The organism is Intestinibacillus sp. NTUH-41-i26, from assembly GCF_032769475.1.
Lineage (GTDB): Bacteria > Bacillota > Clostridia > Oscillospirales > Butyricicoccaceae > Agathobaculum > Agathobaculum ammoniilyticum.
Genome location: NZ_CP136477.1, coordinates 700,431 through 716,196 on the forward strand (window position 1 = coordinate 700,431; position 15,766 = coordinate 716,196).

At 60.0% G+C, this 15,766-nt stretch carries 14 protein-coding genes; 5 read left to right on the forward strand and 9 right to left on the reverse strand.

Going from position 1 to position 15,766, the window contains the following annotated elements:
• Positions 1-167 precede the first annotated feature (167 nt).
• From RX717_RS03435 to RX717_RS03445, 3 genes are read left to right on the forward strand one after another with little or no spacing between them, the layout of a single operon-like run.
• Entirely contained in the window at positions 168-521 is a 354-nt protein-coding gene (locus tag RX717_RS03435) for a CBS domain-containing protein (RefSeq protein WP_082397435.1), read from the forward strand.
• Positions 522-525: 4 nt separating this feature from the next.
• Complete coding sequence (locus tag RX717_RS03440) at positions 526-1,152, forward strand: ABC transporter permease (protein ID WP_054328561.1); 627 nt, start codon at positions 526-528, stop codon at positions 1,150-1,152.
• Positions 1,149-2,687: a glycine betaine ABC transporter substrate-binding protein gene (locus tag RX717_RS03445; protein WP_242977833.1), complete on the forward strand. Its 1,539-nt coding sequence runs from the start codon at positions 1,149-1,151 to the stop codon at positions 2,685-2,687. Before RX717_RS03440 ends, RX717_RS03445 begins: the two co-directional genes overlap by 4 nt.
• 68 nt (positions 2,688-2,755) lie before the next feature.
• Here the strand turns inward: RX717_RS03445 and RX717_RS03450 are convergent, their stop codons facing one another.
• Both RX717_RS03450 and RX717_RS03455 read right to left on the reverse strand, forming a co-directional pair.
• Positions 2,756-3,862, reverse strand: a complete 1,107-nt coding sequence (locus RX717_RS03450; protein ID WP_316960553.1) for an NAD(P)-dependent alcohol dehydrogenase — start codon at positions 3,860-3,862, stop codon at positions 2,756-2,758.
• 88 nt (positions 3,863-3,950) lie between these two features.
• Positions 3,951-5,897, reverse strand: a complete 1,947-nt coding sequence (locus RX717_RS03455; protein WP_107631097.1) for an oxidoreductase — start codon at positions 5,895-5,897, stop codon at positions 3,951-3,953.
• A gap of 573 nt (positions 5,898-6,470) precedes the next feature.
• Between RX717_RS03455 and RX717_RS03460 the strand changes: the two genes are divergently transcribed.
• Positions 6,471-6,605: a hypothetical protein gene (locus RX717_RS03460; protein ID WP_256435212.1), complete on the forward strand. Its 135-nt coding sequence runs from the start codon at positions 6,471-6,473 to the stop codon at positions 6,603-6,605.
• 1 nt (position 6,606) lies between these two features.
• Positions 6,607-8,079 (forward strand): recombinase family protein, encoded by a 1,473-nt coding sequence (locus RX717_RS03465; RefSeq protein ID WP_107630948.1) that lies wholly within the window; start codon positions 6,607-6,609, stop codon positions 8,077-8,079.
• A gap of 92 nt (positions 8,080-8,171) precedes the next feature.
• Here the strand turns inward: RX717_RS03465 and RX717_RS03470 are convergent, their stop codons facing one another.
• From RX717_RS03470 to RX717_RS03500, 7 genes are all read right to left on the reverse strand, one after another.
• A complete protein-coding gene (locus RX717_RS03470) occupies positions 8,172-9,314 on the reverse strand; it encodes an acyl-CoA dehydrogenase (protein WP_107630947.1) in 1,143 nt (380 codons plus the stop codon).
• 159 nt (positions 9,315-9,473) lie between these two features.
• Positions 9,474-10,478, reverse strand: a complete 1,005-nt coding sequence (locus RX717_RS03475) for an electron transfer flavoprotein subunit alpha/FixB family protein (protein WP_054327920.1) — start codon at positions 10,476-10,478, stop codon at positions 9,474-9,476.
• Positions 10,479-10,494: 16 nt separating this feature from the next.
• Positions 10,495-11,298, reverse strand: coding sequence for an electron transfer flavoprotein subunit beta/FixA family protein (locus tag RX717_RS03480; protein WP_054327919.1), 804 nt, complete (start codon positions 11,296-11,298; stop codon positions 10,495-10,497).
• Between the two features lie 41 nt (positions 11,299-11,339).
• Positions 11,340-12,464 carry a 2-hydroxyacyl-CoA dehydratase subunit D gene (locus tag RX717_RS03485; RefSeq protein WP_107630946.1) on the reverse strand — a complete coding sequence of 375 codons (1,125 nt, stop codon included), beginning with the start codon at positions 12,462-12,464 and terminating at the stop codon, positions 11,340-11,342.
• A complete protein-coding gene (locus tag RX717_RS03490; protein WP_054327916.1) occupies positions 12,464-13,741 on the reverse strand; it encodes a 2-hydroxyacyl-CoA dehydratase subunit D in 1,278 nt (425 codons plus the stop codon). The genes RX717_RS03485 and RX717_RS03490 overlap by 1 nt, the downstream gene beginning before the upstream one ends.
• A gap of 38 nt (positions 13,742-13,779) precedes the next feature.
• Positions 13,780-14,559, reverse strand: coding sequence for an acyl-CoA dehydratase activase (locus RX717_RS03495; protein ID WP_054327915.1), 780 nt, complete (start codon positions 14,557-14,559; stop codon positions 13,780-13,782).
• Positions 14,559-15,746 carry a CaiB/BaiF CoA transferase family protein gene (locus RX717_RS03500; protein ID WP_107630945.1) on the reverse strand — a complete coding sequence of 396 codons (1,188 nt, stop codon included), beginning with the start codon at positions 15,744-15,746 and terminating at the stop codon, positions 14,559-14,561. The genes RX717_RS03495 and RX717_RS03500 overlap by 1 nt, the downstream gene beginning before the upstream one ends.
• Between the last annotated feature and the right edge of the window lie 20 nt (positions 15,747-15,766).

Here is a 15,766-nt window from a genome sequence, read left to right on the forward strand (position 1 = left end):
ACGCTGCGAAGGAGAGGCTGGCTGACGGACTTTACAACGGACGCATTGGTCCTTGGAGTTTAACATCAGGCCAAGACACTCTCATTCTAACAGCTTTGGCAACGGCGCGGAAAAAGACACGGCTGGCTGCCGTGCCTTGAACCGTAAATCTATTGTAATAGGAGTTTATGCGCACAGGCGTTTATACGGTCGAGCAGGGGCGCGGCGTCAACGAATGTATCAGCCGGATGCAGCGCCGCAACGTGGATACGCTGCTCGTTGTGGACGAAGCAGGCAAATACCTAGGTACGGTTTCGATCACGGATATCCGGCTGACTGGACATGTGGTGGATTCGATCGCTCCACTGATCCGGTGCAACATGCCGGTCGTGCAGACGGAGGACAACGCGCGGGCCTGCTTTGACCAGTTGATCGAAAGCGGCAGCCCGTATCTGGTCGTGCTCCGGCCGGATAAAACGGTCGCTGGCATCGTGACCAAGACCAGCATGGCGTCGGCCATGGCGGAACGGCTGTGGGGGTGAGTATATGACCTACCACGATCTTCCCCGCGCATTGCTGGCGCATTTGGGCTTCACCGCGGTTTCCGTGTTTTTCGGCTTTGTGCTGGGCGTTGCGTTCGGTATCCTGCTGTCCCGCCGGCCCCGCCTGTCCGGCGTGGTGCTGCCGGTATTGAGCGTATTCAACACGGTGCCGGGCATTGTGTTCGTCGGCCTGCTCTTTATCTGGCTGGGCATGCAGCCCGCGACCGTGCTGATTGCCCTGTCGATCTACGCAATGTTCCCGATTCTCAAAAACACCTATGCGGGTCTGGTATCGGTTGACCCGCAGTATATCGAGGCCGCCCGTGGCTGCGGCATGACGCCGCTGCAGCGGCTGTACAAGATCGAGATACCGTTGGCGCTGCCGACCATCATCGGCGGCCTGCGCATGTCCACGATCTATACCGTAAGCTGGACCGTACTGGCGGCAATGATCGGCCAAGGCGGGCTGGGCGAGTTCATCTATACCGGCATCAGCGCCAATGACAACGGCCTGATCCTGATGGGCGCCATACCGGCCGCGCTGCTGGCATTTCTGCTCGGCTCCCTGATCGACGTGCTACAGCGCATGGTCGTACCCAAGGGCATGCGGAAAGGGGGCGGCGGCGTATGAGCGCGGTGATGATACTCGACCATATCTCCATTGTCGTCGCTTCTCTGCTGTGCGCGATTCTGGCCGGCGTGCCGCTGGGTGTAATATGTTATTTTTATCCCGCTGCGCGCAGGGTGATCCTGCGCGTGGTGGACCTGATCCAGACTACGCCGGCGCTTGCCCTGCTCGGCATTATCATGGTGTTTCTGGGCGCGGGCAAGCCGACCGTCATCACGGGGCTTGCGCTGTATTCCCTGCTGCCCATTGTGCGCAATACCTGCTTGGGGCTGGACCAGGTTCCGGATTACCTGGTCGAAGCGGCAAAGGGGATGGGGATGACGCGCCTGTATCGCTTGGCTCATGTGGAGATGCCCATGGCGGCCCCCATCATTTTCACCGGTATCCGCATCGCGGCGGTCAACGCAGTGGGAACGGCCGTGTTCGCTGCGTTTGTCGGGGGCGGCGGCCTGGGCGGTGTGATTAACACCGGCATCCGGCAAGATGATATGAACGCGATCCTCGGCGGCACGGGCGTGCTTATGCTCATGGCGCTGGTACTCGACACCCTGATGGGCATTGTGGAGCGCCGGATGAACAGCCGCACAGCGGCCGCGCCCGCTTACCGCTTTCGGGTGGTCAGGCGGCTGGGGGCCGCGGCTGCGGCGGTCTGCGTGCTGGGGCTGTGCGCGTGGAATTTCATCCCGCAGGACGCGGACGGGCTGGTGCTGTACCAGGGCGAATTTTCCGAGGTGCAGCTCGTCAACAGCATGATTCAGCAATTGGTCGAGGATCGGTATGATCTGACCGTGACGATCAAGGATCAGATGACCTCCAAGAACAATTTTGACGAGCTGGTTGGGGACGGACACAGCTGCGACCTAATGTACAACTGGGACGGTACCATCCTGACGACCATCATGGGTCTGGATACCGCGGATATACCGGAGGGGCGGACGCTCTACGATTTTGTAAACGAGCGCCTGCAGGATAAATATGATGTGCGGCTGATGGGCAAGATCGGCGTCAACAACACCTATGCCATCGGCGTGACGCAGGACGTGGTGGACCGGTACGGCGTGGCCACCATCAGTGACCTGCAGCCGGTTGCGGGCGAGCTGCGCTTCGGTGCGGAGCAGGACTTTTTCACCGATGCCGGCAGCATGAAGTTCGGGCCGTTCGTGAATTTCTACGACCTGGATTTCAAGGAGGTGCGGCATGTCGATATTATGCTCAAATACAAGGCGATCGAGCAGGGCGCGTATGATGTCATGGTGGTTTACGCGACCGACGGGCTGAACAAGCGCGCGGGGCTGACCATTCTGGAGGATGACCGCCATTTCTTCCCAGACTATTACGGCACGATTCTGGCGCGGAACGATGTGTTTGAGCGCTTTCGAGAGCAGGCGCCGGATCTGGAGGACACGCTCAGCCTGCTCAACGGCCTCTTTACCGACGAGCTGATGAGCGGCCTGACCTATGAGGTGGACGTGGAGGGGCGGCCGGTCGACGAGGTGGCGCACGAATTCCTGGTCGGGCAGGGACTGCTGGAAAAATAAACGCAAAAACGGTGCGGAACTATATTCCGCACCGTTTTTTTGATGTGTTGTATAATGGAGGAAAGCGGTCAGGCGTCCATACGGAGGATCGCCTTGATGCACTTGCCGGAGCCGGACTCCTCAAACGCTTCGTTGATCTGCTCGAACGGATAGAACTTGATCAGTTTATCAAACGGGAACATGCCCTTTTTGTAGTAGTCGAGCAGTTTGGGGATGAACAGTTTGGGAATGGCATCGCCCTCGACAATGCCGATCAGGCTCTTGGCGTCGCCCATCAGCTCGGCCTGGATGTTGAACGTCACGTCGCCGGTTGCGCCGAGCACGACCGCCGTACCCATGAAGCGGCAGGACGCCAGGGCTTTCTTGACAAAATCGGGTACGCCCGACGTGTCGATGGCATAATTGACACCGCCATCTGTGATTTCATTTTTGATTGTACCCACGATGTCGTCGACTTCCTTGCGGTTGATGGTGTGGGTCGCGCCCAGCTCTTTTGCCAGCTCCAGGCTCTTCGGGTTGCCACCTACCGCAATAATCGTTTCACAGCCCGCGATCTTGGCAGCCATAATCGCACTCATGCCGACCGTACCGCAGCCAAACACCGCTATGGACGAGCCGAACTCCGGCCGCAGGCGGTTGAGCACAGCGCCTGCACCGGTCTGGATGCCGCATCCCATCGGCCCGACGAGCGCAAGGTCGATATCGTCGTACTGCACCTTGACCGCGCTGGCTTCGTTGACGACCACATGAGTCGCAAACGAGGACTGGCCGAAAAACGTAGCCAGCGGCGTACCATCCAGCGCAGACAGGCGCGACGTGCCATCCGGCTGCACGCCGCCGAAGTTGATGGCGTTGAAGTTCTCGCACGCGTGCTGGTGGGCGGTCATGCAGTTGTGGCAGCGGCCGCAGTAGCCGAACGATATGCCCACCTTGTCCCCAGGCTGGAATTCCGTGACCTCGGGGCCGACCGCCTCGACGACGCCGCAGCCTTCATGGCCGAGCACTGCGGGCAGTGGGACCGGAATGACCTGCTGGCGGGCTGCGTCGTCGGTGTGGCATACGCCGCAGGCGGTGATCTTCACCAGGATTTCATGCTTCTGCGGGGCGGCCAGCTCGACTTCCTCGATCTGGAACGGCGCGCCGGGCGCGTGGGTAACGGCAGCTTTGATTTTCATGGAGTGGTCCTCCTCGTATCAGGATAAAAATGGAATTTCCAAAGGCCCGCGGGGCGCGGACCAAGGATGCGGGGATAGGCGCGGCGGTTCAAATATCGAGCGCGCGGTAGTAGCCGTCCGTGACCGCGTCCACGACGCGGCCGGCCCTGATGCAGTCGCCGATCTCGAACACACGCGGCGCGGCGTTGTAGAAGCTTTCCGCGCACACGCGGTCAGCCTTCATGCCCGCGGCGAGCAGAATGGTGTCCGCTTCCAGCAGCCTTTCGCCGTTCGGGCTGTCGCACAGCAGGCCGGCGTCGGTTACGGCCTTTGCGGTGGTGTTTACATGGATGCGGATGCCGCTGTTCCGCATATAGATCTTCATAGCGTTCTTGTGCATGAAGTAGGAGTCCGCAGCCCAGTCGTCCTTCATCTCCACAATGGTCACGTCCTTGCCCAGACCGTCCAGATAGATCGCGCACTCGCTGCCCACCAGACCGCCGCCCAGGATGACCACCTTTTGACCGATGGCAGGGTCCTTCTGGTGCAGCGCGTCCAGGGTAACGACCTTCGTACTGTCGATGCCCGGGATGGGCGGCACGATGGGCTTCGCGCCCACGGCGGCGAGGATGACGTCGGCCTGCAGCGCCTCGGCCTGTTCCGCGGTCAGAGCGGTGTTCAGGCGCACATCCACGCCTGCTTCGCGCAGCCGGCCCTCGAGCACCTGCACGAAGCGGTACATGTCCTGCTTGAACGGGATGTACTGCTCGGAGAGCAATTGCCCGCCCAGACGGCTGTTTTTCTCATACAGCGTGACCGTGTGGCCGCGCTGGGCAGCCGTGATGGCGGCGTACATCCCGCCTGGGCCTCCGCCGACGACCACGACCTTTTTGGGCGTTGTCGCTGGCGCGCCGTAAAAGCTCTCCATCTCGCGGCCGACGATGGGGTTGAACGCACAGCAGAACGTGCGGTTGGTCAGATAATTGTAGAAGCAGGTGAAGCAGCGGCAGCAGCGGGTGATATCGTCCTTGCGGCCGGAGAACGCCTTTTCCGGAAAATAGGGGTCGCAGATCGACTGGCGGGCGATCTCGATGATGTCCGCCTTGCCGGAAGCGATGATCTCCTCCATCATATCCGGATCGTTCAGCCCGCCCAGTGTCGCTACCGGCGTTTTGACATGCTTTTTGATCTCCTCAGCCAGGTAGACGTTGCAGCCGTGCTCGACAAACATTGAGGGATGGGTCAGTACGAACACGTCAGGGTCCTCGTGTACGCCGGCGGAAACATGGATGATGTCCACCTTGCCGTCGATGGCCTTGGCCATCGCAATGCCCTCGTCCAGCCCGTATCCGCCCTCGGTCAACTCAGCGCCGCTCATGCGGAATTCGATCGGGAACTGGTCGCCCACCGCCTCGCGCACTTTCTCGATCACGAGCAGGGGGAAACGCATGCGGTTCTCCAGACTGCCGCCCCAGCGGTCGGTGCGGTGGTTCATGGACGGCGACATAAACTGCCCCAGCAGCCAGCCGTGGCCGCCGTGGATCAGCACCATGTCAAAGCCCGCCTGCTTGACCAGCGCGGCCGCGCGGCCGAAAGCCTCGGCGGTGTGGACGATCTCGTCCTCGGTCATACTGCGCACCGGCAGGCCGTCTGGGTTGACTTCATCGTTCGGGCCGAGCGCATACCGCTCGGCTGCCTGCCCATGCCCTCGGGCGTTAGCGTACTTGCCGCCGTGCGCCAGCTCCATGACCGCGTTGCAGCCATGGCGGTGCATAGCCTTGGCCGCCTCCTTGAGCGAAGGGAGCGAGCCTACGTCGTACAGCGCGACCTCCTTGGTGTGCGTGCGGCCCACTGCGTCCACAATGCCCAGGCCGATGGCCACGCTGGCCAGGCCGCCCCGCGCCCGGTTTTCATGGAACGCCACGTCCTCTTTGCGCATATGGCTGTCCGGATCCATCTCCGGATTGGACATCGGCGCGCCCAGGATCCGGTTTTTGAACGTCAGCCCCTTGATGGTCAGCGGGCTTGCCAAATGGGGGTAATATTTATTCTGCATAGCCGAGATCAATCCTTTCCAAAATCCGGTTTGCCGCGCCGCCCAGCAGCACGGATAGCGGAAAACCGGTTTTACGGCATCGCTCCGTAAAACCGATTTCCGGAAACGTATGCGGGGGAGTTCGCTTACAGGCCGCGCCTGCCCTGGCGAATGTCATGCTGGGGCCTTAATTCGCGCGGGTCATCGTGGCGGCCTTGCCATCCAGACGGAACCAATCCGCCTGAAAGCGTTCATAAGGGGCGGGCATTATGGGATACCCGTCCTTTTCGGAAAAACGGCGTTGCGTTTTTTGTGGAAAATGACGGTGCGTTTGGTGTGCGCCCCTCTTGTATCAGTATCATACTGCGGCTTTTTTCTCCTGTCGATTACTGTGAGAGACAGAAAAAAAGATTTTATGTCCAAAAATGACGGGATGAACAAGATTGTTGTGGAAAATGAATAAAAAACAATTCGTGTTTTTGCACATATGGCGGATGCGGGGGGACAAAGCCACTGGGAGGGAACCAAGAGCCTTACCTTGTGTGCATACCCCGCCTGCCCGCCGCATAAGGTGGAGGCGGAGGTGGTGCGGAAATGATGGAAAAACAGGAAGCGGAGGCGCTCGCGGTCGTCCATATCCGTCCGCTGCAGGCTTCGGAGGAGGAGCGGCAGGCAGCCGTGCGGGCGCTGGCCGCCGTGTTCCGGCAATACGCGCGGGCGGAGGGATAGCGTGGACTTCATCTACAGCCGCCAGTCGGTCGACAAGGCGGACAGCATTTCGATCGAGAGCCAGATCGAATATTGCCGGTATGAGACGAGGGGCGGACCGTGCCGGATCTTTTCCGACAAGGGGTACAGCGGCAAAAACACCGACCGGCCGGCATTCCGGCGCATGATGGAGGCGCTGCGGCAGGGCGGCGCCTCGCGGGTGATTGTCTACAAGCTGGACCGCATCAGCCGCTCCATCCTGGATTTTGCGGGCATGATAGAGGAGTTCCAACGCCTGGGCGTGGAATTCGTTTCCTGTACGGAGAAGTTTGATACCGCCACGCCGATGGGGCGCGCCATGCTGAGCATCTGCATCGTGTTCGCGCAGTTGGAGCGCGAAACCATCCAGATGCGCGTCGCGGATGCCTATGCCGCCCGCATGAAGCACGGCTTTTTCATGGGCGGGCATGTGCCGTATGGCTTTGCTTTGGAGGACGCCGTGCTTGACGGGGTACATACCAGGCGCTATGTGCCGCAGCCCGAGGAGGCGGAGCATATCCGCCTAATCTGCGCGCTATACGCGGACCGGAAAAATTCGATCGGGGATGTGCTGCGCCTGCTGGAAGAAAACGGCGTTGTAAACCGGCGGGGGCGGCCGTGGACGCGGGAGCGCGTGCGGGAGACCATCCGCAATCCGGTCTATGTCCGCGCGGGGCAGGGCGTTTATGAATTTTACCAGCGGGCCGGCACCGAGATGCTGAGCGAGCCGGAGCTGTTTGCGGGCCGGAACGGCTGCTTTTTGTTTTCCGGGGAAAGTGGGAAGCGTAAGCAGACCCATCCGGAGGCCGCGCGCCTGCTGCTCGCGCCGCATGAGGGCCTGGTGGATGAGGACGTTTGGCTGGCCTGCCGCCGGCGCTGCATGGGCAACCGTCCGGTCGCCGCGGGCAACAAGGCAAAATGGACTTGGCTGGCAGGACGCCTCAAATGCGCGTCCTGCGGCTATGCGCTGACCGTCAAGCGGGCGACGAACGGCAGCCGCTATCTGGTCTGCTCGCACCGCTATGCTGCGCACGGCTGCACCGTCGCGGGGCTGCCCAAAGCGGATGCGGTCGAGCGGCTAGCCGGAGAAGCGGTGCGAGCGCGGCTGGCAGAGCTGGGGCCGCTCGAACCGCAGCGGCAAGCGGACACGGTACTCGCCGCGCTGCGCGCCCGTCTTGCGGAGCTGGAAAGCGAGCGGGAGGCGCTCGCCGCTCGCATCCCGCAGGCGAATGAACAGGCCATGTGCCTGATTAACGAACGCGCCGCCGCCTTGACCGGACAGGCAGCCGAGATCCGGCGGCGGCTGGCGGGCCGGCGGGAGACAGAGGCGGTGCCGCCGGATGGCGCGGCACAATGGGAAAGCCTGTGCTTCGAGGGGAAACGGGCGGTGCTCGACGTGCTGGTACAAAAGGTAACGGTATCCTGCCGAGAGGTCTGCATTACCTGGCGGATATAAAAAGAATCAAAAACAGCGCCCTGCTCGCTGCGGATACCATAGTACCGCAGTGGAGCGGGGCGCTGTTTTTTGCTACATTCCGAAAGGCGGGATTACTTTACACCCATCCAACCGGAGATGACCATTTTTTGGACCTCAGAGGTGCCTTCGTAGATTTCAGTGATTTTGGCGTCACGCATGAAACGCTCGAAAGGATATTCACGGGTATAGCCGTAGCCGCCAACGAGCTGCAGGCAGCGGCGGGTAACGTCGCTGGCGGCCTCGGAAGCGTACAGCTTGCCCATCGCGGCAAGGTGGCTGTAGGGCTCGCCATCCTGCTTGGCCTGCGCTGCCCGATAGATCAGCAGCCGCGCCGCATCTACCTTGCACTGCATATCAGCCAGCTCGAACTGCGTGTTCTGGAACTGGCTCAGGCGCTTGCCGAACTGCACGCGTTCTTTAACATACTTGACGCATTCGTCGATCGCGCCTTGGGCGATGCCGAGCGCCTGCGCACCGATGCCGATGCGTCCGCCGTCCAGCGTCATCATCGCGATCTTGAAGCCCTTTCCGACTTCGCCCAGCAAGTTCCCCTTGGGTACGATGCAGTCTTCGAATATCAGCTCGCAGGTGGACGAGCCGCGGATGCCCATTTTCTTCTCATGCGCGCCCACGCGGAAGCCGGGGAATTCACGCTCCACAATGAACGCCGAGATGCCCTTGGTGCCGAGCGATTTGTCTGTCATGGCGAAAACGACGAAAGTATCCGCAAAGCCGGCGTTAGTAATGAATATCTTTGTGCCGTTAAGCACCCAGTGGTCGCCCTTGTCCTCGGCGGTGGTCTTTTGCATGGCGGCGTCCGTGCCGGCGCCCGGCTCGGTCAGGCCGAATGCGCCCAGCTTTTCGCCCGAACAGAGATCGGGAAGGTACTTCTGCTTCTGCTCTTCCGTGCCAAACGCATAGATCGGCCAGGTGCAGAGCGAGGTATGGGCGGAAACCATGACCGATGTCGTGGCGCAGTATTTCGCAAGCTCTTCCGCAACGCTGATGTAGGAAACATAGGACAGTCCGGCACCGCCGTATTCCTCCGGATAAGGCACGCCCATCATACCCATCTCCGCGAGTTTGCGCCAGGTTTCCTCGGGAAAACGCTCGTTTTCATCGACTTCCGCGGCGATCGGCGCGACCTCCTTGATCGCGAAATCGTGCAGCATATTCAGGATATCCTTTTCGTCTTCGGTAAAATGAAAATTCATATCTGTTCTCCTTTCTCGTTGCAGAGGAGGCCGCCGCCAAACCACCGGCAGCGGCCCCATGCCCTGAGCGTTTACAAACGCCCTATGGAAAACGCGCGCTACACCGTACGTTTAGGCGCCGCACGGCGTCCGTGCTTTCCAAGGGAGGTATCGGTTTTGTCAGCCGCGCGCTTTCTGGATCTCCTCGGTCAGTACGGGGAGCACCTCGAACAAGTTGCCAACCACGCCGTAATCAGCCACGTCAAAGATCGGGGCGTCCGGATCCTTGTTGATGGCAACGATCACATCCGAACCGCTCATGCCGGCCAGATGCTGAATTGCACCCGAAATGCCGCAGGCGATGTACAGCTTGGGACCGACGGTTTTGCCGGTCTGCCCGACCTGGTGGGCATGGCTGATCCAGCCGGAATCCACCGCCGCACGGGAGGCGCCGACCGTTGCGCCGAGCGCTTTGGCCAGCGCGCGCACCGGCTCGAAGCCCTCCGGACCGCCGACGCCGCGGCCGCCGGATACGATGATCTCCGCGCCCTCCAGATCGACGTTCTCTTCGTCCATGTCTCGCAGCAGCTCGATCACCTTGGTGCGGATGTCCTTTTCTTCCACATGGATATCCTCGCGGATAACCTGAGCCTTTGCCGCGGTCTCCTCGCACTTCTTGAAGACGCCCGGGCGAACTGTGCCGATCTGCGGCCGGTGGTCGGGGCAGAGGATGGTCGCCATCAGGTTGCCGCCGAATGCAGGGCGAGTCCAGGCGACATTGCCGCTTTCTTCATCAATATCCAGCGCGGTGCAGTCCGCGGTCAGACCGGTCCTGAGGCGGCAGGATACGCGCGGGCCAAGGTCGCGGCCGTTATTGGTCGCGCCGATCAGCATGCTTGTCGGGCCGTATTTCTCCACGAGCGCGCACAGCGCGATAGCATAAGCGTCCGTGCTGTAATGTCCGTATTCCGCACCTTCGACGACAATGACCTGATCCGCACCGTGCGTGGACGCCGCCTCGACCGCAGCCGATACATGATCGCCGATCACAATGGCGACCAGAGCGCCGCCCTGCTTATCCGCCATCATGCGGCCGGGGGTCAATAATTCAATGCCGACGTTCTTTGCCGAACCGTCGCCGTTTGTCTCCACAAATACCCAAAGGTCTTTCGTTTTTGCTTCCATGGTTCTCCTGCCTCCCTTAAATGACGCTCGCGTCGCTGAGCAGCTGGAACAGCTTGACAGCCGAATCCGCCGCGGTTTCTTCCTTGATCTTGACGCCGCCCGTTTTTTTCTGCGGCACAAAGGTCTTTTTCACCTTGGTGGGCGAGCCTTTCAGACCGGCGTGCGCCAGGTCGATGGTGGGCAGGTCAGCGGCGGTCAGCGTCGGAATGTCCGCGCGGTTGGCCGCCATTTTGCGCTTGATCGTGGGATAACGCGGGTCCCAAGCGGGCTTGGTAAAGGTAACTACGCACGGCGTCTGCACCTCTACGACCTCCACGCCTTCCTCAACTTCCTTGTTGACGCGGATGCGTCCGTCCCCAGCCGCAGCCTCCAGGCCGTAGGTGACCTGCGGATAATCCAGATGCTCTGCGATTTCCGGACCGACCTGCGCGGTGTCGCCGTCGATCGCCTGCTTACCGCAGAAGATCGCATCGAACTTGCCCTCAAGCTCCTCCACCTTTTTGATCGTCTCGGAAATGATATAGCTGGTAGCAAGCGTGTCCGAGCCGCCGAACGCGCGGTCAGATACAAGATACGCCTTGTCCGCTGCGATGGCCAGGCATTCCTTGAGCGCTGCCTTGGCCTGCTCGGGACCCATGGACAGCACGACAATCCGCGTATTCGGATCCTTGTCCTTGATCCGCGCCGCCGCTTCCAGGGCATAGCCGTCGAACGGGTTCACGATCGACGGCACGCCCTCCCGAATCAGCGTATTCTTCACCGGATCGATCTTGATCTCCGTTGTATCCGGTACCTGCTTGATACATACTAAAATGTTCATGGTGTTCCTCCTGTTTGGTTTAATGAATGAAACACAGGCAATCAGTTTTCTGCAAATGCCTGTATCTTGGTCAGCGCCTGGCCGCTTTCCGTAGTGCTTTGGTCGATGTCGATGCTGAAGCTCATAAGCCCCGCGCGCGTCACAGTGTCAATTACCGATGGCTGGTCGTATTCTTCGATTTCGCAAAAGCGCATCATGCACAGCACGACACAGTCCGCGCCACTGTCCTTTGCCAGCTTGACAAGCATTTGGCCGCGCGCAGTATTGTTATCGTCGTGGGCAGTCGAACAGCCGTAAATGGCAAACCAGTGCAGCGCAAGGCTTTCGATTGCGGAGTTGGCCGCGGGATAGTCGCTGCGGTACTGACGGGATTCCTGCGCCAGGTCGTCGCCGACCACGGCGACGTTGTTGTCGGCAAAGTAGCCGAGTACCTCGTCCGGCTCGCAGGTGATGCCGGTGAGGATGACTTTTTTACCCTTCCAGTCGCAGACCGGCTCAGCGGCGAGCGCCTCGGTCAGTGCAGAAACCATTTCAATGGTTTTTTCCGGACGCAGGAACGTGGCGGCTTTCATGACATGGTGGCGGTCGGCCGGCCGGATGAGGTCGAGATGGTCGTTCGCCGCTTCGCAGAAGGCCCGCATGACAGCGTTTCGTTTGTTGCACAGCGCGATGGCGTTCTGCAAGGCTTCGTTTGTGATTTCCTTGCCGGAGATCTCCTCCAAGGCGCTGCGTACCGTCTTGATCTCCTCAATGAGGAAATCACGCGCGCCGGGATCCTTGCGGTTCTGTGGATAAATAAAGGTGATCGGGCGAATGTCCTTAACGCCTGCGCGCCATGCGGAGTTCATGCCGCGGAACGTATCGCAGATGATGGGCATGATCGCCGCGGAGACGCCCCGATACGCGCCGGTCATACCGAACTCCAGGCATGAACGCAGCAGGGAGCAGGTAAAGATAGGGGCGTACTTGCCGGCTATCTGGGGGTTGCATTGGCCGCCCCAAATACCCATCGGCACCATGTCGGCCGCAAGGACGAGCGGCTGGGGGGTATAGACGGGGAAACAGGCGATCACCTTGTCGCCGGCATTGAGATACTCTTTCAGCAGACGCTGCGGATTTTTGCTGATGTCGTCAAACTGTGCCAGCAGGTTTTTTACGTCAGCCATTACTGCTCCGCCTCCTTATTTGCTTTCATTACATCCACCAGGCTTTGCAGCCGGGTTTCAAACTGGGCTTCGTTGAAAATCGTTGGGTCAGCCTGATCACCGTCGAAGAACACGACGGGGATACCGCATTTTTCCTCCACGATCTCCCGCCCGCAGGTCATCTGGTAGGTCATGAATTTGCAGCTGCGGTTGATATGGCAGAACATACCGTTGCACTGGAAATGGTTGGCGACATCCGCGCGCTTGCCCATCATCGTGGTCGTATTGACGACGTTGGTGGAGGAAAGCATATACTGCTCGGCCATTTCATCCAGATTACCCGGCGTATAGTGCAGGCTCCAGGCGCCGACATAGCCGTTTGTAACGCAGTTGACGCCATACTTTTTCATGGTCTTGAGGTTAAAGCCAAGATTCGGCCAGCAGGCGATGCCCTCCCAGTCGACACGGTACTCCTGGGGAGAGGTGCCGAAAGTAGTGGTTCCGTTGTCGATATGCTCCTGGATCTCGCGCTTGAGCTGCAGGAGTACCTCGGTGGTTTCACGCCGGCTGCGCGCGACGACCATGGGCGCCATGTAGTTGAACAGGTCGAAGCCGTTGAGTGGAGCGGGGTTACGGTCGTTCATCAGGACGCACTCGTCAAACAGCCGCGCGTTTTCGACCGAGATCTTCTGCAACTCAAGGAATTTATCCCAGTCGAATTTCTTGCCGAAAAATTCCTCCATACGGTGGATGTTGTGCTCGATCTGGCTGCGGCCGTAAGCGATCCAGTGTTTAGCGGGCTTGGCGTCCGTATAGTTGAACAGGCAGTCCTGCATGAAGATCGGGATATCCAGCTCGCGCGACAGGCATTCGTACCATTTAAGCAGTTCAAAGCAGCTGTTGGTGGCGCAGAGCAGGAATGTAGGACGCGGCATGCGCTGCACGGAGGGCGGCTCATAGTTGGGGTCGTTGGCCATCTGGTGCGCCATGCCGATACTTAGGCGGGCGTAAGAACAGATATCGTTGGAATAACCCAGCTCTCCCTCCGAGGTCGCGATAAAGCGGGGGGAGTCATGGCGTGCGGCTACGCCGGCCGCGTTATTTTCAGGATACAGGACAGGTACGTCGAACGTGGCGCACAGCTCCTGCGGAAAGATAGAGGTGGACCAGCCGACCGGCTCGCCCTTGGCCTCGGCGTCCCAAGCGGCTTGGTAGATGCTGTCAACCAGCGCGTTCAGCATTACGCGGGATTTGGGAAGCGGGCGCTTTGGCTTTTTTACTTCAGTAGTTTCGCTCATAGGGGTTCCATCCTTTCCTGCGAATGAAAATATGGCGTTCAGGCGGACCGCATGCTGCCCAGCGCGTACAGTGCGGCACCGAGCGCACCGGCGAGCTGACAGTCCTCATGAACCTGTATGGGGTGCTTGATCTCCTCCTCCAGAGAATGAACAAGCCCCTTGTTAAGTGCGACGCCGCCGCTCATGGCGACCTCCGGCTGGATTCCGCAGCGCTGCACCAGGGATGCGACGCGGCGCGCCACGGATTTATGGATGCCGGAAACAATGTTTTCCAGCCTGATGTTCGCGGCCAGCTTGGAGATGACCTCGGACTCGGCAAAAACCGTGCAGGTGCTGCTGATTTCGGCCGCCTCGTCCGCCTGGAAAGAGAGATCGCTCAGGTCGGTCACCTCTACGTCGAGAACCTTGGCCATGGTGTCGAGAAAACGTCCGGTACCCGCCGCGCATTTATCGTTCATCACGAAATTCAACAGCATGCCCTTGCCGTTTATGCGCATAACCTTGATGTCCTGCCCGCCGATATCCACAATCGTACGGGTAGCGGGCAGAAGGTGGGCGATGCCTCTGGCATGGCAGCTCAGTTCGCTTTTTTGATCGTTAATCCCCTCGAAAGAGAAACGGCCGTATCCGGTTGCAGTAATCCATTGGATATCGTCCCGCGTGATGCCGGCCTTTTCCAGCGCCTGCGCGAACACGCGAGCCGGACCAACGGTACCCGTGCCGATTGGGACGATCGCCTTGGCCGCGATGCCGCCGTCCGCTGCCAGAATGACGGCCTTGGAAGCGGTGGAACCGATATCAATGCCGGCTGCAAACATCAGATCACCCCGTCCTCCGCAAACTTGGCGAGTTGCTCATCCGTATAACCGAGCAATCCGCCGAATACGTCCTTGTTGAATTTGCCGAGCGGCTGGCCGGGCCATTTGATTTCACCCGGCGTTCCCAGCATTTTGGGGCAAACGTTCTGCATCTTGATTTTGCCGAACTGCTCGGTTTCGACCTCGACGATATCGTTGCGTGCTGCGAACTGCGGGTCCTCCATAATATCGGCTACGTTGTAGATCGGACAGGCAGGGATACCTTCGCCCAGTATGTCAAGGCATTCCTTCAGTGTATGGGCGCGCGCCCACTTGGCAAATTCCGCGTTGATCTCCTCACGGTGCGCCGCGCGGTCGATCGTGGTCTGGTAATCCGGATGGTCGATCAGATCCTGGCGGTCGATCTGGTGCATGCAGTCGCGGTATAGCTTATCGCCTGTGATGGACAGGGCAACATACTTGTCGTCCTTGGTAAGGAAGTGGCCGGATGGGACGGTAACAGTTGTGCCGTTGCCAATACGGGTGCGGATGGTACCGTCGTAGGAGTATTCCGCGATGATGGATTCCTGCAGCCGCAGGACCGACTCGGTCAGCGCGCAGTCGATCATCTGCCCCTCGCCGGAGCCGTTGACATCACGGTCGTAGATCGCGAACATGACCGCCATGCAACTGAACATGGCAGTATAGAAGTCCGCGACCGAGATGCCGGGCTTGACCGGAGGCGTATCCGGATAGCCGGTGACCTCCAGAAAGCCGCCGAGCGCAAGGCCCATGCGGTCAAAGCCGGGGCGGGGAGCGTAGGGGCCGGTCTGGCCGTAGCCGGAAGCGACCGTGTAGATCAGGCGCGGGTTGCGCCGGTGGATTTCCTCCCAGGTGAAGCCGAGCTTTCGGAACACGCCAGGGCGGAAGTTTTCGATCAGGACGTCTGCGTCCTCAATCAGCTGCCAAAGCATTTTTTTACCCTGTTCGGTTTTAAGGTTGAGGGTAACGTTCTGCTTGTTGCGGCCTTCGACGGCGAACCACAGGTTTTTGATGCGGCCCATGCCGCGCATCAGGTCGCCGGTCTTGGGCGGCTCGACCTTGATTACGCGCGCGCCGAAATCGGCCAGCATGCTGCCGCACCAAGGGCCGGCCACGATATTGCCCACTTCAACGACCTTCAGACCCTCCAAAGCCTGTCTGGACATAAATATGCTCCTTTCAAATC